Source organism: Candidatus Curtissbacteria bacterium, assembly GCA_024654445.1.
Lineage (GTDB): Bacteria > Patescibacteriota > Microgenomatia > Curtissbacterales > GWA2-41-24 > JANLHP01.
Window position 1 is genome coordinate 1 of the sequence record JANLHP010000004.1, and the last position, 20,154, is coordinate 20,154.

At 43.2% G+C, this 20,154-nt stretch carries 22 protein-coding genes; 12 read left to right on the forward strand and 10 right to left on the reverse strand.

Going from position 1 to position 20,154, the window contains the following annotated elements; genetic code table 11:
• The 7 genes from NUV69_00230 to NUV69_00260 form a co-directional block, all read right to left on the reverse strand.
• A partial coding sequence (locus NUV69_00230; GenBank protein ID MCR4324101.1) for an outer membrane protein assembly factor BamE occupies positions 1–262 on the reverse strand: 262 nt, incomplete at its 3' end.
• 32 nt (positions 263–294) lie between these two features.
• Entirely contained in the window at positions 295–1,353 is a 1,059-nt protein-coding gene (gene carA, locus NUV69_00235; GenBank protein ID MCR4324102.1) for a glutamine-hydrolyzing carbamoyl-phosphate synthase small subunit, read from the reverse strand.
• 94 nt (positions 1,354–1,447) lie between these two features.
• Positions 1,448–4,009, reverse strand: coding sequence for a DNA gyrase subunit A (gene gyrA, locus NUV69_00240; GenBank protein ID MCR4324103.1), 2,562 nt, complete (start codon positions 4,007–4,009; stop codon positions 1,448–1,450).
• 162 nt (positions 4,010–4,171) lie between these two features.
• On the reverse strand, positions 4,172–4,471 hold the full coding sequence (locus NUV69_00245) for a hypothetical protein (protein MCR4324104.1): 300 nt from the start codon (positions 4,469–4,471) through the stop codon (positions 4,172–4,174).
• On the reverse strand, positions 4,464–5,105 hold the full coding sequence (locus NUV69_00250; protein ID MCR4324105.1) for a hypothetical protein: 642 nt from the start codon (positions 5,103–5,105) through the stop codon (positions 4,464–4,466). The genes NUV69_00245 and NUV69_00250 overlap by 8 nt, the downstream gene beginning before the upstream one ends.
• A 2-nt stretch (positions 5,106–5,107) precedes the next feature.
• On the reverse strand, positions 5,108–7,045 hold the full coding sequence (gyrB, locus tag NUV69_00255; protein MCR4324106.1) for a DNA topoisomerase (ATP-hydrolyzing) subunit B: 1,938 nt from the start codon (positions 7,043–7,045) through the stop codon (positions 5,108–5,110).
• Between the two features lie 137 nt (positions 7,046–7,182).
• A complete protein-coding gene (locus NUV69_00260; protein MCR4324107.1) occupies positions 7,183–7,926 on the reverse strand; it encodes a hypothetical protein in 744 nt (247 codons plus the stop codon).
• A gap of 22 nt (positions 7,927–7,948) precedes the next feature.
• Between NUV69_00260 and NUV69_00265 the strand changes: the two genes are divergently transcribed.
• From NUV69_00265 to pilO, 12 genes are all read left to right on the forward strand, one after another.
• Positions 7,949–9,706 carry an ATPase, T2SS/T4P/T4SS family gene (locus tag NUV69_00265; protein MCR4324108.1) on the forward strand — a complete coding sequence of 586 codons (1,758 nt, stop codon included), beginning with the start codon at positions 7,949–7,951 and terminating at the stop codon, positions 9,704–9,706.
• A gap of 87 nt (positions 9,707–9,793) precedes the next feature.
• Complete coding sequence (locus NUV69_00270) at positions 9,794–10,882, forward strand: type IV pilus twitching motility protein PilT (protein ID MCR4324109.1); 1,089 nt, start codon at positions 9,794–9,796, stop codon at positions 10,880–10,882.
• 52 nt (positions 10,883–10,934) lie between these two features.
• Positions 10,935–12,140 carry a type II secretion system F family protein gene (locus NUV69_00275; protein ID MCR4324110.1) on the forward strand — a complete coding sequence of 402 codons (1,206 nt, stop codon included), beginning with the start codon at positions 10,935–10,937 and terminating at the stop codon, positions 12,138–12,140.
• 126 nt (positions 12,141–12,266) lie between these two features.
• Positions 12,267–13,037, forward strand: a complete 771-nt coding sequence (locus tag NUV69_00280) for a prepilin peptidase (GenBank protein MCR4324111.1) — start codon at positions 12,267–12,269, stop codon at positions 13,035–13,037.
• A gap of 143 nt (positions 13,038–13,180) precedes the next feature.
• On the forward strand, positions 13,181–13,873 hold the full coding sequence (locus NUV69_00285; GenBank protein MCR4324112.1) for a prepilin-type N-terminal cleavage/methylation domain-containing protein: 693 nt from the start codon (positions 13,181–13,183) through the stop codon (positions 13,871–13,873).
• A gap of 160 nt (positions 13,874–14,033) precedes the next feature.
• Complete coding sequence (locus NUV69_00290; GenBank protein MCR4324113.1) at positions 14,034–14,546, forward strand: hypothetical protein; 513 nt, start codon at positions 14,034–14,036, stop codon at positions 14,544–14,546.
• 47 nt (positions 14,547–14,593) lie between these two features.
• Positions 14,594–15,244 carry a type II secretion system GspH family protein gene (locus NUV69_00295; GenBank protein ID MCR4324114.1) on the forward strand — a complete coding sequence of 217 codons (651 nt, stop codon included), beginning with the start codon at positions 14,594–14,596 and terminating at the stop codon, positions 15,242–15,244.
• Between the two features lie 53 nt (positions 15,245–15,297).
• Positions 15,298–16,098 carry a hypothetical protein gene (locus NUV69_00300; GenBank protein MCR4324115.1) on the forward strand — a complete coding sequence of 267 codons (801 nt, stop codon included), beginning with the start codon at positions 15,298–15,300 and terminating at the stop codon, positions 16,096–16,098.
• A 6-nt stretch (positions 16,099–16,104) separates the two neighbouring features.
• Positions 16,105–16,386 carry a hypothetical protein gene (locus tag NUV69_00305; protein MCR4324116.1) on the forward strand — a complete coding sequence of 94 codons (282 nt, stop codon included), beginning with the start codon at positions 16,105–16,107 and terminating at the stop codon, positions 16,384–16,386.
• Between the two features lie 41 nt (positions 16,387–16,427).
• Positions 16,428–17,453, forward strand: a complete 1,026-nt coding sequence (gene pilM / locus NUV69_00310) for a type IV pilus assembly protein PilM (protein MCR4324117.1) — start codon at positions 16,428–16,430, stop codon at positions 17,451–17,453.
• Between the two features lie 25 nt (positions 17,454–17,478).
• Complete coding sequence (locus NUV69_00315; protein MCR4324118.1) at positions 17,479–18,057, forward strand: PilN domain-containing protein; 579 nt, start codon at positions 17,479–17,481, stop codon at positions 18,055–18,057.
• The gene (gene pilO, locus NUV69_00320; GenBank protein MCR4324119.1) at positions 18,054–18,806 is read left to right on the forward strand and encodes a type 4a pilus biogenesis protein PilO; all 753 of its coding nucleotides are present in this window, start codon (positions 18,054–18,056) and stop codon (positions 18,804–18,806) included. Before NUV69_00315 ends, pilO begins: the two co-directional genes overlap by 4 nt.
• Here the strand turns inward: pilO and trmD are convergent.
• The 3 genes from trmD to rpsP are packed head-to-tail and all read right to left on the reverse strand — an operon-like array spanning position 18,793 to position 20,154.
• On the reverse strand, positions 18,793–19,434 hold the full coding sequence (gene trmD / locus NUV69_00325) for a tRNA (guanosine(37)-N1)-methyltransferase TrmD (GenBank protein ID MCR4324120.1): 642 nt from the start codon (positions 19,432–19,434) through the stop codon (positions 18,793–18,795). The two genes, pilO and trmD, sit on opposite strands and share 14 nt — an antisense overlap.
• A gap of 29 nt (positions 19,435–19,463) precedes the next feature.
• A complete protein-coding gene (locus NUV69_00330; protein MCR4324121.1) occupies positions 19,464–19,697 on the reverse strand; it encodes a KH domain-containing protein in 234 nt (77 codons plus the stop codon).
• A 52-nt stretch (positions 19,698–19,749) separates the two neighbouring features.
• Positions 19,750–20,154: a 30S ribosomal protein S16 gene (gene rpsP, locus NUV69_00335; protein ID MCR4324122.1), complete on the reverse strand. Its 405-nt coding sequence runs from the start codon at positions 20,152–20,154 to the stop codon at positions 19,750–19,752.

Sequence of the window (20,154 nt, forward strand, 5' to 3'; positions counted from 1 at the left end):
TTCTCTGTTCATATCCTAGGAAATCATCCCACTTACACGCGCGAGTATAAGATAAGTACCATACGTCAGCGCTGAGAGGTTCGCCAAGAATAGAATAGACTTCAGAAACTGACATTCCGTTTTGAACTTGGTTAAATTTTTCTTGACTGAAACCTGCTGTGTAGGTTGTGCACTTTTTATAAAGTGCAAGGCGTTCAGGGTTATTTACTATAAATATTCTTAGGAGAATCAAAAGGATTGGTATCAATAAGACTGCAATCATAGATGCAAGGAAAACTTTAAAAAAATTTATTGTCATCTTACCCTTTCCAAGAAATAATCAAACAGAAACTCTGTGTCGGTTGGTCCTGGTGCTGCTTCGGGGTGGAATTGTACAGAGAAAAATGGAAGTTTTTCGTGGATTATCCCCTCGTTGGTATTGTCGTTCGCGTTATAAAACCAGCGCTTGAATCCCTTTGGTAGTTTTTTTTCATTGACTGCGAATCCGTGGTTCTGAGTTGTAATAAAACAACGTTTTGTCCCCTCTTGGATTGTCGGTTGGTTCTGTGACCTGTGACCAAATTTAAGTTTGTATGTATCCCCGCCTGCCGCAAGAGCGAGTAGTTGGTTGCCTAGGCAAATACCAAAAGTTGGCAGCTTTTTATCAAGCGCTTTTTTTATTATTGCTATTGATTCTTTTGCCATTTTGGGATCTCCGGGACCATTTGAAATAACAAGTCCATCAAGAGCAAGATTTTCGGCGAATGGGTCAAAATCCCAAGGCATCTCGTAGACCGTAGCTCCTCTTTTGGTTAGACTCCGTCTAATATTTTCTTTAGCGCCGCAGTTCAAAAGCCCGATTTTTACTTTAGATTTTCCGCCTTCAGATTCCCAAGCTTTTAATTTTTTGACTGAAACTTGTGCTACTAAATTTTCCAGATTTGGGTCGTATATTTCTACATCGCCCCCCGCGACGATTTTCCCCAGCATTACTCCCGTTTGGCGCAGCTTTTGAGTTAATTTTCTGGTATCTATTTCGGCAATTGCCGGTATTCCCTCTTCTTTAAGCCAGGTGTCTAGAGTTTTGGTTGATTGCCAGTGGCTTGGCGTCTCTGTTAAGTCGCTGATTACCAAACCTGAAACTTGGATGTTTGGAGACTCGAGATTATTTCTCGGGGGTACCCCCCAATTGCCTATTAGTGGATATGTAAAAGTGAGAATTTGGCCCTTGTATGAAGGGTCGGTGAGACTGAGGTCGTATCCAACCATTCCCGTTGCAAATACTACTTCCCCCGCCTTAGAGTTTTTCGCTCCAAAATGTCTTCCTTCGAAAACTGTTCCGTCTTCCAGGACTAACTTGGCATAACTAGCCATCAGCCTTTTTTATTTTTTGTTTAAAAAAAAGAGCCCCTGGGGCTCTTGATATTAAATTTCAAATTCCAGCAATCTCATTTCCTAGTTTTTCATTCTAGCCCTTTTTTGGCTTTGGGGCAACAGCCACTTTTGGCTTTGTGGCAGTCTGTTTAGCCCTATTTTGGACAGGTTGCGCTTTTTGGTCTATGTTTGTGTCTTTAATTTCTATTGCTTCCTCTTTTTTCTTTTGGATAACAGTTGCTGCTGCTACTTGGTCTCCTTGACTCAATCGCATAACGATGACTCCTTGCGTATCGCGAGTTAACCTGGGTATGGATCGAAGCGTTGTTCGCATTACTTGGCCTTTTTGGGAAGTAAGAATTAATCCCTCATCTTCTTTGGTTAAGATTTTAGCGGTTACGATGTCACCTGTTTTTTCGGCAAGATTAGCTGCTTTTACGCCGACTCCCCCACGTAGCTGTTTTGGCCAGTTGGAAACAACTGTCTTTTTGCCGATTCCCTTTTGGGTAATTACCAATAGGTCTGCCTTTTCGTCCGCCATGTCGATGACGTCCATACCAATAAGCTCGTCGCCGTCTTTAATCTTGATGCCTCTTACTCCCATTGTGTCACGCGCCATTGGTCTTACATCTTTCTCGTCAAACTTAATTGACATGCCTCTTTTGGAAACCAAGAAGACGAGGTCGTTGCCTGTGGTTAATTTTGCCCACCTTAGCTGGTCACCATCTGTTAGTTTGATCGCGATTATTCCGGATCTTCGAATCGCCTCATACGCGCTGATTGCGGTTTTCTTGATCACTCCTTTTTTTGTTGCCATCAAAACGAAACCAGTTTTCACCTGTTGTTTTTTGATTGGCAAAATGGAGAGTATCTTTTCGTCTTGACCAAGTTCTAGCAGATTAACAATGGCAACGCCTTTTGAGATCCTGGACGATTCGGGAAGTTCGTAGACTTTTAATTGGAACACGCGGCCTTTGTTTGTGAAGAAAAGGAGATTATCGTGAGTGTTGCTTGCGAACAAGTTGGCGACGATATCTTCTTGTTTGGTTGTGATTCCAGAAATGCCTTTTCCTCCGCGCCTTTGAGTTCTAAAGGAACCGATGTCCTGACGCTTTACGTAACCTCCGACTGTGATTGTGACGATTGTCGGCTCATTAGGTATCAAGTCTTCTTCGCTGAACTCTCCGATTTTTTGCTTGAAGACGCGGGTTCTGCGGTTGTCGCCGAAGCGCTCCTTAACTTTTATGAGTTCGCTTTTAGCTACTTTAAGAATTTTTTCGGGGTGAGCAAGGAGGTCTTCCAAATAAGCGATTTCTTCCATTGTCATCTTTAGCTCGTCCTCAATTTTTTGCCTTTCGAGCGCCGCCAGTCGTTTAAGCTGCATATCCAAGATCGCGAGTGATTGCAGTTCGCTAAGCTTGAACTTTTGCATTAAGTTTGTCTTTGCGTCCTGCTGGTCTTTAGATTTTCTGATTGTTTCGATTACCGCGTCGATGTTGTCGACCGCGATTTTCAAACCCTCGAGGATGTGTGCTCGCGCTTTGGCTTCATCAAGTTCAAACTGACTTCTTCTGGTGATGACTGATTGTCTGTGTTTTACAAACTCCTCCAGAATCATCTTGAGCGTTAATGTCTGAGGGATGCCGTTGACGAGAGCGACCATATTTACCGGGAAGGATTGCTGGAGTGCTGTGTGTTTATAAAGGTTGTTGAGGACCGATTGAGGTCTAGCGTCGCGCTTAAGCTCGATTACAATCCTCATACCCTTTCGGTCGGATTCGTCGCGAAGGTCAGAAATACCCTCCATCTTTTTATCTTTTACGAGTTCGGCGATTCTTGTAACTAAGGTTGCTTTGTTGACTTGGTAAGGAATTTCGTGGACGACAATTTGGAATTTACCGCCTTTTGTTTCTTCAACTTCGGCCTTTGCGCGCATCATGATCTTGCCCCGGCCGGTCGCGTAAGCTGCTGTTATTTCCGTGATGTCGTAAATTTGTGCGCCCGTTGGAAAATCGGGACCTTTGACAAATTGCATTAAGTCTTCGACAGACGCGTCCGGATTGTCGATAAGGTGCATGACGGCGTCGACGATTTCGTTTAGATTATGCGGTGGAATGTTTGTCGCCATTCCGACCGCGATACCGGATGTGCCGTTAGCTAAAAGATTCGGGAGTGTTGCTGGAAGGAAAACGGGTTCTTTTAAGGTGCCGTCAAAGTTATCTACAAAATCGACGGTTCCTTTTTCCAAGTCGTAAAGAAGAGTTTCTGCAATAGCCGCAAGCCTTGCTTCTGTATATCTCATTGCAGCTGGAGAATCTCCGTCGACTGAGCCGAAGTTACCTTGACCGTCGATTAATGGGTAACGCATGGCAAAATCCTGTGCCATGCGAACCATTGCTTCGTAAACCGGTGCGTCGCCGTGGGGATGGTATTTACCTAAAACTTCACCGACTACTTTTGCGCTTTTGCTGTAGTGGGCGCTGTGAGTTAAGCCCAACTTTTGCATCGCGTAAATAATTCTTCGGTGAACTGGCTTTAAGCCGTCTTTGACATCCGGCAGCGCCCGCGCGACAATAACGGACATTGCATAGTCCAAATAGGACTTCTGCATCTCGTCTATAATTTCAACTTGCCTAATTTTTCCTATGTCACCCATTGGCGATTCTCCTTTGAAGTTTAAAGTTTAAAGTGCAAAGATCAAAGTTGTGGAAGTTCTGCATTGCAGAACTTTTTATTTTGAGCTTACATGAGCTTTTTTGAATTGTTTTTAAATTTTGATACGTCATTTTGATATTTGATCTTAATCTTTGATTTTGGGTTAATTAAGTTTTTTTAAAAGAAGGCCGCTTACTGACAGTAAAATGAGCCCTAATGCAATTTGAACAAATGGATGAGAAAGCACAGCGATATTGCTCATAGCGTTTTCCACTCCCAAGGCAAAAAGGACTAGACCAATTGTTCCTGCAACCCCTGCCAGTAATTGGCTGTTTCTAAGTCGATAAACTGGTTTTTTGGCAAGCTCGAAAGATTGTGTTCCTGCCGGAATTTTAGCAAGAAGATCATTTAGTCTTTTTGCAGTCTCTTCTGTTACTGGTTTTTGCGTGTTTTGATTATCCATTGATGACTTGTCCGGCTGAATGCTTATCTGATATGAAACGCAATCTTTCTAGTGTTTGTCCACTCAATGGTTGTGGTTTTCCGCCATATTTTGCTTCAAAGTCTAGCCTGAACTTGACACCTATTTGATCATCCGTAGGTTCATTTTTAAGTAGCGGTATTGGTTCTGTGATTTCATCAGTCTTTACGCCAGTAAAACTCCAACTTGGCATTTCAAAAGCACGGCCTTCATTGGATAAAAATATTTCCTGGGAGTCAATATAATAGCTTCTCTGTTTGTAGGGTTTGTATTGCCACAATGCGATTGTTGGGCTGTAAGGGTTTTTAACTCCTAAATGTATCATAATCCAACGTTCGCCTGATCTGCTTATTATTCCTGCTGCTCTGAATGCCTGATTATATTCTCCGAGTGTTTCATTTGCAGAAAAAGAATAGACCTCTACGTTTTCCGACGTCATAAGCGATGCCTCTTCCATTGAATAGTCAATGTAAAAACGCAAGCCCCGATCGACATATTTTAAACTTTCAAAGTGCGGGCTCCCACTATCTTCCAGAAGTTCTTCAAAATGCTTGAATTGTTCCTTAATTACTCCTGTTTCTACTTCGTTTTGTACTACTTCGGGATTTTTGACCATCGTTAAATATCTAAAGTGGCGTTTTTGGCGTGGGTTTGGATGAACTTCTTTCTTGGCGGAACTTCGTTGCCCATGAGCATTGAGAAAACTTGATCTGCCTCTGTAGCGTCGTCGATCGTGATTTTCTTCATGATTCTGGTTTGTGGATTCATTGTTGTCTCCCACAATTGTTCTGGGTTCATTTCCCCAAGACCCTTGTATCTTTGAATGCCAATTGGCTTTCCATTGCCCTTGAGTTTTAGAAGACTGTCTTTTTCTTCGTCGCTAAAAACGTAATTGATGTCCCTGCCAAAAGTTACCTTATATAAAGGAGGCATCGCGACGTACAAATATCCCCTTTCGATTATTTGCGGCATATATCTAAAGAAAAATGTTAAAAGAAGCGTCATGATATGTTCGCCGTCGACGTCGGCGTCGGTCATGATAACGACCCGGTGATATCTTATTTTATCAATGTTTATTGTGTCGCCTATTCCGGTTCCAAGCGCAATAATCAAAGTTTTGATTTCTTCAAATTCCAAGATTTTGTCGAGCCTCGCGCGTTCTGTATTTAGAATTTTTCCGCGAAGAGGCAGAATTGCCTGAAATTTACGATCTCTTCCCTGCTTCGCGCTGCCACCCGCGCTATCTCCCTCAACTAAATAGAGTTCTGATTGGGCTGGATCCTTTTCCTGACAATCGGTGAGTTTTCCGGGAAGCGTCATTCCCTCGAGCGCGCCCTTTCGAAGGACGGCTTCCTTAGCAGCTCGAGCAGCCATTCTGGCTTTTGCTGCCAAGAGAACTTTTTCCATCAGGCGCCTTGCTTCCTGTGGATTTTCCTCAAGATAAGTATCTATTGCTTCTTTGACTACTTGATTTACGGCAGGTTGAACTTCTGCGTTACCGAGTTTTCCTTTAGTTTGACCCTCGAACTGCAGGCTTTCGGAGTTCATTTTGATGGCAATTACAGCTGTTAGCCCTTCGCGCATGTCGTCACCCGTTAGGTTGTCGTCTTTTTCCTTGAGGTAGCCGCTCTTTCTGGCGTAATCGTTAATTGCACGAGTCAGGGCCATTCTGAAACCTGTTAAGTGTGTTCCCCCTTCTTGTGTGTTGATTACGTTTGCAAACGATTCGACGGTTTCGTTATAGCCGTCGTTGTACTGGATTGCGGCTTCTATTAAAATGCCGTTGTTTTCGCGGCTAACAAAAATTGGTTTTTCGTTAACTGGAGCTTTATTTTTATTAAGGTGGCGGACCAAAGACTGTACTCCCCCGTCAAAGTAGTAGTGGATCTCCTGGCCAGACCTTTGATCATATATATGAAAGAAAAGACCTGCGACGAGGTAGGCCCGCTCCTTTATTTTTTTGGCGATAACCCTAAAGTCAGTTTTGATGGTCGAGAAAATTGATTTGTCTGGAAGGAATATAGAAGCAGTGCCGGTTTTGGGAGGCTTGATGATACTTGGAACCAAACTTTCTTTTACTTCCTCGACCTTGGTTGTCGGCTTTCCTCTTTTATATTCTTGGGCGTATAATTTGCCGTCACGTCTGATTTCGACCCTCATCCAATCGGAAAGAGCGTTGACTGCGGATGCACCAACGCCGTGCAATCCTCCCGAGACCTTGTAGGCGCCTTGGCCGAATTTTCCACCCGCGTGCAGGATCGTCATCGTCACTTCCAGAGTGGACTTTTTCATCTTGGGGTGGATTTCGACTGGAATTCCACGGCCATCGTCTACGACGGTTACTTTTTCGTCTTGGGCAATTACTACGTAAACGTTTTTAGCGTAGCCCGCGATTGCTTCGTCGACGGAGTTGTCGACGATTTCTTTAACGAGCTCGTGAAGCCCGTGTATATCGGTTGATCCAATATACATACCCGGCCTTTTCCTGACCGGCTCGAGTCCTTCCAGGACTTGAATATCTTTAGCGCTATATGAGTTATCTTGGGTATCTGGCATGTTAATAGTTATAAGTTATAAGTTAAGTGATGAGTCATGAGTCGGGATCAAAAATAGTCCTCGGACCAGTTTAAGTAAGCTTTAACCCTTCTGTCAATTTTACCAAAATTTTAGCTTCACGGCAAGCCTAATTGAGGCTAAATTTCTAACTCTCCGCTTGCGTTTGTTGCAAGGATCAATTCGGCAAGTACGAAGGTGGGATTTACGTTTGAGGTGATCATTTGCTTAGCAGCCGCACAGTGCTCAAGTGCCCGTATGATTTGATTTTTTTCGAGTTTGACTCTTTTTCCTCTGGCCCAGGCTAATAACATTTCGTCCAAAATTATTATCTCGTCGTCTATAAACTCTTGGGAATTTCCGATACTGTTAATTTTTAACAGTGCCTCTCCTACGCCGTTTTCAAATATGCTGCTCTTGGACGAAACGTCGCCATAGGATATTTCTTCCGTTATGGTTCGTGAAATGACAGTGGGTAGAATCGCGTGTTTGGTTTTTGACTCCAGAACGATTATTGCGTGGCTGGGAGGCTCTTCCAAAATTTTGAGGAGTGCGTTTTGAGCTTCGGGTGTTGCTCTGTGAGCTTCCTCGATAATTACGAATTTATGCTTTTCTTTTAGAGGTTTTTGGAAAATGTGCCCTTTGAGAGCTCTAATTTGATCAATTGAAATAGAAGTTTTGAGCGCCTCAATTTTAAAAACATCTTGAGAAACTTTCTCGATGTCTATTCCGACACTTGTTGCGAGTTTTCTCGTTCTTTCTCTGAGGTCCTCTTTATTAGGACCAATAAATAAGTAACTTTGGAAGGTTTTTTTCTGCGCGAATTGGCGTTTCATTTTGACGTGTGTGAGAGTTTCCAATTTAGCTTGTCTATTTGCTATCATTAACTTAACTATTGTTTTACAAATGGCCGACTCTGCCCCAAGTTCTGATCTTACCACTAAAGGACCCAATTTGCCTCGATCGCGGCCTACTACGATTGAGGACGCGCTATTTGCGAAAGGAATTCTAACATCTCAACAGTTAGGTTTTATAAAGGACGAAATCGGAAGAAGACATGTCCCTAGCGAAGAGGCGCTTGCGCAATCCGGTTGGGTTTCTGATGAGTGGATAGCCGAAGCAAAAGGTCAAGTGATTGGCGTTCCTTTTGCGGCCCCCGATAAAAGCCCAATTGCTCCAGAGATACTTGCTTATCTTCCGGAAGAATCTGCATCAGGATTTTTAGCGATTCCAATTGCTCGAGACGGAGACACACTTTCCGTCGCGATGAAAGATCCTCTGGATTTGCAGATACTCGAATTTATAGAGAAAAAGACGGGTTTTGCGGTTAGGCCTTATATTGCAACCGCTGACTCGATTAAAAGAGCAATTTCGAATCAATATTCACGGAGTCTTTCGCTCGACGTTGGCGAAGCGCTTAAGGAGGCGGTCCCAACTGTCCCTACTGCGGAACAAGAGGATAAAGAGATTACTGCTGTTTTGGGACAGGCGCCAGTTGCCAAGATCGTTTCCACACTTCTTGAATATGGAATTAAAGTCAGAGCTTCCGACATTCATATCGAGCCTTTGGAAAATGAGACAAGAATTCGTTTTCGAGTAGACGGAATATTGCACGAGAAGTTAATTTTGCCCAAAAAAATTCATGAGGCAATAGTTTCCAGGATTAAGATTCTGGGCAGCATGAAGATAGACGAAAAACGTCTTCCACAGGATGCGCGTTTTAGCTTCAAATCTGGCGATGACGCGATAGATTTGCGTATTTCAACAATGCCTACTGTCTATGGCGAAAAGGTTGTGATGAGGCTTCTTAAAAAAAGCGGCGGCGTACCAACGTTACCTGAATTGGGCTTGCGGGCGATGGCTTTAAGGCACCTTGAGGAAAATATTGCAAGGCCTCATGGAATTATATTAATAACAGGGCCTACAGGCTCGGGAAAAACGACGACGCTCTATTCTATCCTTTCGAAAGTAAATTCGACGAGAGTAAATATTCTAACCTTAGAAGATCCTATTGAGTATCAGATTCCGGGTGTTAATCAGGTCCAGGTTAATCCTAAGGCGGGGTTAACTTTTGCTTCGGGTCTGAGGTCGTTTTTAAGGCAGGATCCTAACATTATTATGGTAGGCGAAATTCGCGACCCGGAAACTACGGATCTTGCGGTTCAAGCGTCTTTGACGGGCCACTTAGTATTTTCTACTCTTCACACGAATGGTGCCGCAGGTGCGCTCCCCAGACTTCTGGACATGCACGCTGAATCTTACCTCATCGCATCGACAGTAACCTGTGTTGTCGGGCAGCGAGTGATTCGGAAAATCTGTCCGACGTGTCGTGCAACAAGGGCTATAACGCCCCAGGTTCTTGACGATTTAAAGAAAAGCCTTGATGATATCTATGACTTTAGTAAAAACAAAATCGCTCATCTTTACGTTGGAAAGGGATGCCGGGAATGCAATAACACGGGATATTTGGGAAGGGTCGGTATCTTTGAAGTATTAGTCACTTCCGAGAAAATCGCCACTTTGATTTTAACAAGGCAACCTTCGCAAGCTATTGAAACCCAAGCAATTAGCGAAGGAATGATTACAATGAAACAAGATGGTTATCTTAAGGTTATTGAGGGGATTTCGACGATTGAGGAGGTACTTAGAGTAGCCGAAGAGTAATTTAAAGTTGAAAGTGTAAAGTTAAAAATTATGGAAACTTTTTTCAATAATTTTGATTTTTGAGCTTTGAATTTTTAGTTAATTTATATGAGTATTCAGGAATATTTAGAAATTGTTGTTAATAAAAACGCTTCCGATTTGCATCTTGTGGTTGGTGCGCCAGTGATGATAAGGGTCGATGGGGCCTTAATACCTCTAGCACCCGCGCCCCTTAGCCCTCATGACGCAGAAGCTTTAATTCTCGAACTTTTATCTCCCGAGCAGAAGGAAATGTTTCTAGTCAATAAGGAACTGGATTTCTCTTTTGCCCTTGGAGACGTTGCCAGATTTAGGGTCAATTCTTATTACCAAAAAGGATACCCATCTGCCGCCCTCAGGCTTATTAGTAATCACATAAAAACTATTGAAGAGCTGAACTTGCCTCGTATTTGTCATAATTTTGCAAAAATGAGGCAGGGCTTCATTCTGGTTACGGGACCTACAGGTCATGGTAAATCTACGACTATTGCTTCGATAATAAACGAAATTAACCAACTGAGATCCGAGCACATAGTTACTATCGAGGACCCTATCGAATACGTTTACCCAAGAGGTAAATCGCTTGTTTCGCAGAGAGAGATGCATCTTGATACTCACTCTTGGGAGATTGCGCTTCGATCGGCACTTCGTGAAGATCCTGATGTAGTTTTAGTTGGTGAAATGAGAGATTTCGAGACAATCGCCTCTGCGATAACAGTCGCTGAGACTGGACACTTGGTTTTTGCGACGCTTCACACAAATTCTGCTGCTCAATCCGTAGACAGAATCATTGACGTATTTCCCCAGAATCAACAGAAACAAATAAGGGCGCAACTTGCGTCAACGATTGCGGGAATTCTGTCGATGAGACTTGTTCCTGCAATCGGAGGAGGAAGATTACCGGCAGTTGAGGTGCTGCTTACATCCGCTGCTGTTCAGACAACAATCAGGGAAGGGAAAACACACCAAATAGACAACATTATTCAAACGTCTGGTAAGGAAGGCATGGTTCTTGTCGATGCCTCGCTTGCCTATTTGGTAAAAGCAGGAAAAGTATCTTTGGATGTTGCAAGGTCGTACAGTATTAGGCCAGAAGAGCTCGAAAGATTGGTCGGAGCATCAGAAAATCAGGCTCCAGAAAATCAACAGGCTGCATAGTGGGATTTTATTTCGAGCAAGCGAGAATCAAAAAATTTTGAGCAGGTAAGTTATGGGTTTTTATTATTTTGAAGCAAAAGACGCTTCCGGCAATAAACATAAGGGCGAAATTGAGGTTATTGATAAAAGCACTCTTGTTGCTCAACTGCAGCAGCAGGGGTTAGTTCCGATTGCGATTAAAGAGAAGCGCCGCGGCGGATACTTTTCTATTCCTAAATTAACGAATCGCGTTTCTCGTTCCGAAATCGTTTCTTTCACGAGACAACTTTCAACGATGATATCAACGGGGTTACCTCTAACGGATGCTCTTATTATTCTTCAGAGTCAGACGAAGAGCCATGCTCTTGCCGAAGTATTAACGTCTGTTATCGCAGATGTTGAAGGAGGAATGGCGCTTTCCAAAGCATTTTCTAAACATCCCCAAGCGTTTAATGCAGTTTACGTGAAGTTGCTTGAAGCAGGAGAAACAGGTGGAGTTCTGGACAAAATTCTTGCAAAGCTCGCTGATACGCTCGAGAAAGAGCGGGACTTTAAAGCCAAGACAAGGGGTGCCTTCATTTATCCGGCAATCGTTGTTGGGGTTATGATTATCGTCATTTCTATAATGATGATTTTTGTTATCCCAAAACTCGCCGTTTTGTATGAGGAAGTAGATGCTAAATTGCCGCTGCCGACAAGAATTTTGATCGCAATTTCGAGCTTTATGACAAATTTTTGGTGGCTTCTTTTAGGTTTAGTTATTTTTGCGATTGTTATTTACGCACGCTACTCTCACACTAAAAAAGGGCAAGAAATTATTTCGTATACTGCTCTTAAGCTACCGGTATGGGGAAGAATCAGGCAAACGCTGATACTTGCACAATTCACAAGGACGTTGGGCCTTTTGGTTGCTGCCGGGGTTCCTATTGTTGTTGCACTTAAGGTTGTTGCCGACCTTCTCGAAAGCGCGCCTTACAGGGAAAGCCTTGATATTGTTATCAAGCGGGTTGAGCGAGGATCTTCACTGCATGAACCCTTGGTGGCTGACCCTATTTTTCCTCCGATTATCGGACAGATGGTAAGGGTCGGTGAAGAGACCGGAAAGATGGACGAGGTTCTGGGACGACTGTCGATTTACTTTGAAAGTGAAAGCGAGAATTTGATAAGAAACCTGACAGCTGCACTTGAACCCGTAATTCTTGTAATCCTCGGTCTTGGTGTCGGAATTTTGGTGCTCTCGATAATACTCCCTATATATAATTTAACTAGTCAATTCTAAATTAATTTTTTACGGAAGTTAAATTGCGGTCCTCGATCTGCTGCGCAGATTCGCGGGCCTAAACTTGACCTTTCAATTTTAGATTTGGTTGCACTGCGTGAAGTGTTTATTCTATTCTAGAACGTAGTGTTTTTTCTTTACGCTCTACTTTTTATCCTTGGAACAGCCGTTGGTAGTTTTCTAAACGTTGTTGTCGATCGCACAACGAAGTCAGAGTCCGTTTTATTTGGCAGGTCTTATTGTGATCATTGCCACGCTAAACTTTCATCTTTCGATTTAATTCCGATTGTAAGCTTTGTTGTTTTGGGTGCAAGATGCAGAAAGTGTGGAGGGCGAATTTCATGGCAGTATCCTTTGGTCGAGGGGTTAACGGGTTTATTATTCGTGCTGTCATTTTGGGTTCTTTCTTTAAGCGGTCAGTTTTCTCTTGTCACTCTTTCCTACTATTTATTTATAGTTTCAACTCTTGTCGTTGTCGCGACTGTTGATTTAAAGTTTTACCTTATTCCAACAACTTTGGTTTTTGCAGCTTCTTTTGTTGCTCTTTTTTACAACTATTTTCACCTTACCTCGACTGATTTTGTTTTGTATGTTTTCATTTCTTTTGGGCTTGCAATGGGTTTTTTGCTGCTTCTTGTTGCGACTCGAGGAAGGGGTATTGGCGGCGGGGACGTTCCTCTTGCATTTTTAATCGGACTTGTTTTGGGATGGCCGAACGCAATAGCAGCGATCTTTCTAGCTTTTTTTGTGGGTGCGGTTGTTTCACTTTTGCTTGTGGCTTTTGGGAAAAAGTCGATAAAAGCAACGATTCCATTTGGCCCTTTTTTGGTTTTTGCCACAATTGCAGTTTTGTTCTGGGGCTCCACGATGATCTCCTGGTATTTTTCTCTCCTTTAGGTTATCGGTTTTCGGTTGTCAGATAGTGGTCAATCAGTAAATCAGCCAGTCGGTTTGGCACAATGTAAAACTGAAAGACCGGAAACGGAAAACTGATGACTGACAAATTGACAATTAGATTCTTTCGTCTGACAATTGAATTAATGCCCTTTTTAGACGTTAATCGTAGATCGTTAATCGCTTATCGTAGAGCCGGATTTAAGAAAACTGTCAACTGTCGCCTTTGGCGACAGGGTTTTACGCTAATCGAGCTAATGATTGTAATTAGCTTGTTTGGTATCGCCGCCTCGCTAATTACCGCAAGTTATCTTAATTTTGAAAAAAATCAGAGAGTCCAAAACGCTGCAGATAAACTCAAAGCTGATCTTAGGCTTGTACAAAATAAGGCTACTTCCGGTGACAAGGGTCCAGGCGGCTTATGTCCATCAACCTCTTCCTTAGGAGGCTGGTATTTAAGAGTTGAAAGGAACCAATCTTTGTATTCGTTTGGCGGTGTGTGCCTTGCTTCTTTTTCTTCTGAAAGTACTTTCAGCGTAGAAGTTGTTAACTTGCCGGAGGGAGTGAAAGTAAACACTATTTCTTACACCGGTACTTCTTCGCAAAGCTCGCCTGTTGCCATATTTTTCAGGCCTCTTGCAAATGATATTAAATTCCATAACGCAAGCAGTGCTCTTGGCGCGCCTGTTGATTTTTTTGAAACGAACGGTGCATTAAGAAATCTGCTTTCCCCTGCACCTACGAGTGCCGTGACCATCCAGTTATCCGATCTTGGAGGTACTCGCTTAAACAACGTTGTTGTTGATCCAAGCGGCGAAGTAAAGAGTTTTAAACCTTAATTTTAATAATCGCTCGCAGAACACTGTGGACTTTTAGTCCACGGATGAATGCGAAAAGCGATTACATACTTTCGAGATCTGAACAGCAAAAACGATGATATTTTCTGCTCGCTCTTGTAAACTTGAAAAGACAGTACCGAGGACTTGTCCTCGGAAGTTTATGAAGCTTTTTTTTGAAAATCTTAAAAGAAAAGAAGGTCAATCGCTCATCGAGGTTGTAGTTGCTCTTGGAGTTGTTATTGTCCTTATTACTTCATTGGTCTCAACGTCTCTTTTAACACAGAGAGGCGCAAGAGGTGCCAAAGCAAATACACAAGCAACAAAGCTGGCAGAGCAAAGCCTAGAGAAGATGAGGGTATTTCGCGACCGCCGGGGATTCAGCGCTCTTGTCAATAATTCAAGTGCCAACTGTTATATCTTGGATTCTACTAACCCTGATCCTTCAGCCTGGGCATTGTCTACGGCGAACTGCCCACCTGGCGAAAATGTTGTCCTTGATAACATAACATTCACAAGGAGAATTCAAGTGTCTTCTTCGGGGCAAAATAAATTGATAGTAGTGACTGTCTCGTGGCAAGATTCAGCTGGTACGCAGACTGTTACTAACTCGACAATTTTAAGTAACTGGTGTCAGGGGGCAATTAATCCTGGCTCGCCCTGCACTCCTCCTTAAGGCGGAATTCATTGACATTAAGAAAGTAAAATTTAACAATTGAGTTAATGCCCTTTTTAGACGTTCATCGTAGATCGTTAATCGCTTATCGCAGAACACTGAGCTTCAAAACGATAGTCGATGGACGATTGACGATAGTCAGTCGATCCGGATACACGCTGATTGAATTTTTGATTGTACTGGGAATTCTTACAATTGTTGTTGGTTCGACGCTTGTCTTTTTAACATCGGTTTTGCAAGGAAGTAACCAGACCAACATAACAACAGAAATCAAGCAGAATGGGCAGGCAGTTTTGGAGTCTCTTGATTCTAAAATTAGGAGCTCGACTTTTGCTGAAGAAGACGTGATGGGGTCAGGAAAATATATTAAACTGACCACGTCTGCTTCCGGCCCACTGCATATTAAATGTTTTTCGGACACTGAACCTAAAAGTGTGAATGGTTGGATTGGAACTTCGACACTAAATCAGGAATTTGTACCCGAATCGTCGTATGTTCCTCTTACCAATCGTGATTTATTGGGCGGGGTCGATATTTCTAACTGCTCATTTAAAGTAAACAGCGCCTCTGCTGGAGCTCTCAACCCCGCGGTTGTGTCTGTAAGTTTTACGGTTAATCAGGCTATTGGGGCACCCTCCAGGCAAGATTTTAAGGCGAATGTGGAATTTGATACGACGGTCTCCTTAAGGTCTTATTGAGGCATGGGTTGTATTTGACAATTAGAGTTGTCTGAACCTAAACTGGAAGTAAGGTGAAGCAAAGCGGCCAGATTCTTATTTTAGTTCTTCTTGTAGTAGTTGTTGCTTTATCTGTTGGTCTTTCGGTTGCCTCCAGAAATATCACAAACCTTCGAACTTCAACTCAAACAGAGCAATCTCAAAGGGCGTTTGCAGCAGCAGAAGGCGGAGTCGAGCACGTTCTTGCCAATCTTTCGGATCCTTCAATAACCACGCCCGGGCTTCAGGTCCCTGTTGGAGATTTAACGGCTAAGGTAGACGTTAAAGCATCGAGTGTTTATGAATCAGTAATCGAAGAAGGAACTGTGGGTCAGGTAAATCTTACAGGTTACTCTGGTCCTGTTACCGTCGAATGGATAAAGCGCAGTGATGAAAGTGAAAGCGGCGGTACAGATACACCGAAGGCTTCGCTCGAGCTGATTTTTGTTTGTGACAATCCGACCTGTTTTGGTTCTGCGGGCAGTGGATCGGCTTCTCAGCAGAGGTTTGCTTATCAGGCAGAGCCTAAAACGGGACAAAGTGGCTTTACGAACTGTGATAACACCAGCACCGAATTCTTATGCAAGAATCCGGGCACGATTCAAGTTGAAGCCAGTGACGATGTAAGGATTTTAAGGTTGCGTCCATTCTGGAGAAAAGCCACCGTCAAGGTTACGGGGGGCAACAGTTTTCCAATACAAACATACGAAGTAGTTTCCACAGCGACCACAGAGCTTGGGCTTACAAGGAAGGTTCGTGCAACGAGAACAGCGCTACCTCAACTCCCTGCTGCTCTTGACTACGTACTTTTTTCAGAATCTGACATAGTTAAGTAGGTAAGAATGGATAAAAAAACTCGCTTAGGACTCTCTTTTATTGGCTTATCCGCATTCGTCTTGCCTGTTCTTTTGTTTGTATTCTTTTCGGTGATTTCGGACAAAAAGGCAGAACCTGAAGTTTTCGGTGAGAGGAAAATAGATACGGAGGCGCTCAAAGAGGTCGCCAAAACTGATAAAAGCCAAGACATACTCGAAGCGACACCTTCACCCATTACCAGTCCAAAGCAAGAGGCAAGTTTTTCTCCTAAGATAAATCCGCCCGTTTTACCGCCGCTGGCACCATAGGTTGCATTGCCACACTTAATCTTAGCTGTTAATCTAGTATTATGTCTGCCCGTTTATTTGGACTTGATATAGGAAGGTCGTATATAAAAGTCGCGGCCGTTGACGTTTCCCGAAACCGGAAAGTGCTCACTGCTGCTGGCATTATCTCTTCTCCAGTGCCTGCGTTTTTGTCCAGTAGCGAATCTGATCTTTCAAAGGTAGTTGATGCAGTAAAAAGGCTTGTCGAAGAAGTAAAAATTGAAACTGATAAGTGTTCGGTATCATTAATGGAATCCCAAGTGATTTCGAGGCTGATTCAAATTCCAAAATTGACAGACAAGGAGCTCGCGGCTGCCGTTGTTTGGGAGGCAGAACAATATATTCCACTTCCTATAAAAGATGTCGTTTTGCAGCACAACGTTGTAAATACAACTAACCCTCAACACCCCGGAGGTGAAAAAATGGATGTTCTTTTGGTTGCTGCACCAAAGCGAGTTGTCGAGAGATACATAAGAATTGTTCGGGAGTGCCATTTTAAAGTTAATTCAATTGAAAGCGAGTCTTTCTCTTTGGCAAGAAGTCTGACACAACCAACTGACGCGTCCACAATTATTGTTTCTTTTGGCGCATTTTCAACAGAGCTTACGATTACGAACCGCGGGAGTGTTATATTCACGAGATCGGTTTCGACTGGAGGAGCAAATTTAACGAAAATAATAATGCGTGAATTTAACTTGCCTACGATCCAGGCAGAGCAATATAAACAATCCTATGGAGTATCTCCCGATAAACTTTCAGGCAAGCTAGTTGAGGCGCTTGGGCCTTCTCTTGAAGTTGTTGTCACCGAGATTTTAAGAGGCGTTGAATTTTCAAAGAGTCATGTTTCTAACTGGTCGGGCGCAAAAATTGTTCTTTGTGGAGGCGGAGCGTATTTGCCTGGCCTTTCTGAGTATCTTGTAGGAAGAACAAACCTGGACGTCACGATAGGAGATCCGTGGGTAGATTTTGTCAAAGAGGGGCTGATTACTAAGATTCCAGGGCAAGGTACAGTATATGCCGTTGCTACCGGTCTTGCTTTAAGATCTTAAATTTTGCTACGCTTAGTTTAGACATATGCCTGCCGAAATTAACCTTTTGCCTCAGCAAGAGAAAATTGCTGAAGGTGCTCAGACTGCCGGTCGTAAATTGAAAACTTTTGCAGTCGGGCTTCTTGTGCTGACTGCTATTCTTACAATTATTACCCTTGGACTTTTTGCGTTCTATGCTTCTAAAAGGTCGAATTTGATTGCGGAAATAGAGGAAAACAGCGCGAGCGTAAATCAGTACAAGCTTCAGGAAGAAAGATTAGTTGTCGTCAAGGACAAAGTTGGCGTTGTATCCTCGCTAATTGCTGCGCGCGAAAATTATCCTAACTTTTTTGAGGTGCTGGCGACTCTCGTTCCCCAGGATGTTTATTTCACTGACTTAAAGGTTTCGGAAAATAAAGTTGCGATATCGGGCAAGGCTCGGTCCTCCGGCGCAGTAGCTGCTCTGGTTTCGGGTCTTCTTTCGGAGAGAGGAATTCCTATTGTTAATACTATCGGGATTGATTCTTTGAGTTCAGACCAAACTGGCACGTATTCGTTTATTGTCTCTGCGAATCTAGTAAATACTCAGGCTCCTCCGGTAGCAGAAGGAGGTACTGCTAGATGAACATGCCGGCAGTTGGAAATGTGAAGGCACTGAAAGTCTTGGAGGATTCTCATATCGCCTCCTTTTTAGCCCCAATTGGTGCGATACTGACGTGTTTTCTTGTTTTGTTTTTCTTGGTAAGGCCGAAGGTAATCGAAACGGTCAGTATAAGATCGATGAACGACGAACTTGTTGCGAAATCTCAAGCGCTGGTTGTTAAAGCTGAGTTGCTTTCGACTCTAGATACTGCAGTTTTGGACGATCAAGTTAGGCGTGCTGAACTTGTGTTGCCTTCTGATAAAGCTATATTTTCGCTTATTAGGCAAATAGAGCTTGCTGCTGGTGCCAACGGAATACTTCTAGATGGAATTGACCTTGTCGCAGTGCCTGCTGGACAGGCTCAAGCCCCGCTTCCGGCGGGTAAAGTTGAACTTGCACCAAAAGTTCAGGTGAAGGTGACGACTTCAAGCAACTACGCGTCTTTCCTCTCGTTTCTGAGAACGCTTTTTTCGACCTCTCGAATAGTCGGAATAAGCGATCTTAATCTTCTAACAGAAACAACCGGTGATACAAGTACTCTAAAGTCGATAATAACGATTGATGCATACTGGAGGGCTTTACCCGAACAGCTTGCGTCTATTGAGACTCCGGTTGAGGCAGTTGATGCTGCCGAGCTGCAGATTTTACAAAGAGTTGTGGCTGTGCCTGAAGCGTCTGCAGCCGCTGCGCCTCTTCCTACCGGCAGGTCAGATTTATTTAGTCCTTTCTAGCTTTGCTCAGTCTTTTAGACTCTTTGTCTCTCCAGGCTTTAATTTCTTTGTGGTTGCCGCTTAGAAGAACTTTTGGTACTTTAAGCCCCCTGAAATCTTCGGGTTTTGTGTATTGAGGGTATTCGAGATATTTTCCATTTTCCATTTTCCAATTTCCGATTTTTGAGAAAGATTCATTTTCCAGAGATTTAGGGTGAATAACACCTGGGATGAGTCTTGAGGTACTGTCGACTATTGCCATCGCCGCCACTTCTCCCCCTGTTAAAACAAAGTCTCCGATCGAGAGAGTTTCGTCTACAAATTGTTCGACCCTGGCATCCACTCCTTCATAATGACCACAAATTAAAGCAATGTTCTTTTTTTTGGAAAGACTTCTTGCGTTTTGTTGTGTAAACCTTTTTCCGGAAGCTGAAAGTAAAATTGTGTACGGTTTGGGTTTAATGGACTCGAGAGCGGCAACTAAAATGTCTGCCTTCATAACCATGCCACTTCCTCCCCCGTAGGGTGTGTCGTCGACGGTTTTGTGCTTGTCCTTTGCAAAATCGCGGGGGTTGATAAAGTTTACCTGGATTAGTTTTTTGTCTTGAGCGCGTTTGATTATGCTTGATTGGAAAATACCATCGAACATCTCGGGGAAAAGTGTAATTATGTGGAAGGTCACACTTCTTGTACTTCTAGGGTCGCGAACACGTTTTCTTTAATCGCCCTTATTTTGAGGAGGTTTTTGATCGATTTGATCATTTTGCCTTCTTTGCCGATTACTTTTGCAATATCTTCTTTTGGAACATGTACCGTGAAGACGACGTTTGAGCTGTCGCCGCTTTTTTCAATTTTGACCTTGTCTATATCAGAAACAAGAGGTTCGATAAGTAATTTTAGCAAGTCTTCCATAATATGCCCTTCGGCCCATTCGGTTAACACTCAGGTCTTCGACTCCGAAGTCTTATTTATTTTCTTGTTGGTCAGCTTGAACATCTGTTTTGCTAGCCTCGGCGTTTTCGGTCTTAACTTCCTCTTTGGGCTGTTCGTCGACTTTGGCGTCGACTTTAACTTCGGGTTTAATTTCGGTTTCGACCTTTATCTCTTCTTTCTTGGGTTTTTCGCTCAAGTTAACTTTCCCTTCGGATTCTATGACCTTTGTAACACTTGGAGTAGGAACTGCGCCTTTTTGCACCCAATGGTCAAACCGGTCGCGTTTTACATTGAAGGATGGTTTGTTGTAAGGGTTAAAATACCCGAGAATTTCCAAAAACTTACCGTCTCTTGGGCTCCTTGTGTCCTGAGCCACAATACGGTAAGAAATCTGGTGCGTCTTTCCTGTTTTTGCAAGTCTTATTTTTACGGACAT

Bases quoted from the DNA above. Each gene is read 5' to 3' on its own strand.
- carA (MCR4324102.1), bottom strand. From the start codon at position 1,353: ATGGCTAGTTATGCCAAGTTAGTCCTGGAAGACGGAACAGTTTTCGAA.
- gyrA (MCR4324103.1), bottom strand. From the start codon at position 4,009: ATGGGTGACATAGGAAAAATTAGGCAAGTTGAAATTATAGACGAGATG.
- NUV69_00245 (MCR4324104.1), bottom strand. From the start codon at position 4,471: ATGGATAATCAAAACACGCAAAAACCAGTAACAGAAGAGACTGCAAAA.
- NUV69_00250 (MCR4324105.1), bottom strand. From the start codon at position 5,105: ATGGTCAAAAATCCCGAAGTAGTACAAAACGAAGTAGAAACAGGAGTA.
- gyrB (MCR4324106.1), bottom strand. From the start codon at position 7,045: ATGCCAGATACCCAAGATAACTCATATAGCGCTAAAGATATTCAAGTC.
- NUV69_00260 (MCR4324107.1), bottom strand. From the start codon at position 7,926: ATGATAGCAAATAGACAAGCTAAATTGGAAACTCTCACACACGTCAAA.
- NUV69_00265 (MCR4324108.1), top strand. From the start codon at position 7,949: ATGGCCGACTCTGCCCCAAGTTCTGATCTTACCACTAAAGGACCCAAT.
- NUV69_00270 (MCR4324109.1), top strand. From the start codon at position 9,794: ATGAGTATTCAGGAATATTTAGAAATTGTTGTTAATAAAAACGCTTCC.
- NUV69_00275 (MCR4324110.1), top strand. From the start codon at position 10,935: ATGGGTTTTTATTATTTTGAAGCAAAAGACGCTTCCGGCAATAAACAT.
- NUV69_00285 (MCR4324112.1), top strand. From the start codon at position 13,181: ATGCCCTTTTTAGACGTTAATCGTAGATCGTTAATCGCTTATCGTAGA.
- NUV69_00290 (MCR4324113.1), top strand. From the start codon at position 14,034: ATGAAGCTTTTTTTTGAAAATCTTAAAAGAAAAGAAGGTCAATCGCTC.
- NUV69_00295 (MCR4324114.1), top strand. From the start codon at position 14,594: ATGCCCTTTTTAGACGTTCATCGTAGATCGTTAATCGCTTATCGCAGA.
- NUV69_00305 (MCR4324116.1), top strand. From the start codon at position 16,105: ATGGATAAAAAAACTCGCTTAGGACTCTCTTTTATTGGCTTATCCGCA.
- pilM (MCR4324117.1), top strand. From the start codon at position 16,428: ATGTCTGCCCGTTTATTTGGACTTGATATAGGAAGGTCGTATATAAAA.
- NUV69_00315 (MCR4324118.1), top strand. From the start codon at position 17,479: ATGCCTGCCGAAATTAACCTTTTGCCTCAGCAAGAGAAAATTGCTGAA.
- pilO (MCR4324119.1), top strand. From the start codon at position 18,054: ATGAACATGCCGGCAGTTGGAAATGTGAAGGCACTGAAAGTCTTGGAG.
- trmD (MCR4324120.1), bottom strand. From the start codon at position 19,434: ATGTTCGATGGTATTTTCCAATCAAGCATAATCAAACGCGCTCAAGAC.
- NUV69_00330 (MCR4324121.1), bottom strand. From the start codon at position 19,697: ATGGAAGACTTGCTAAAATTACTTATCGAACCTCTTGTTTCTGATATA.
- rpsP (MCR4324122.1), bottom strand. From the start codon at position 20,154: ATGTCCGTAAAAATAAGACTTGCAAAAACAGGAAAGACGCACCAGATT.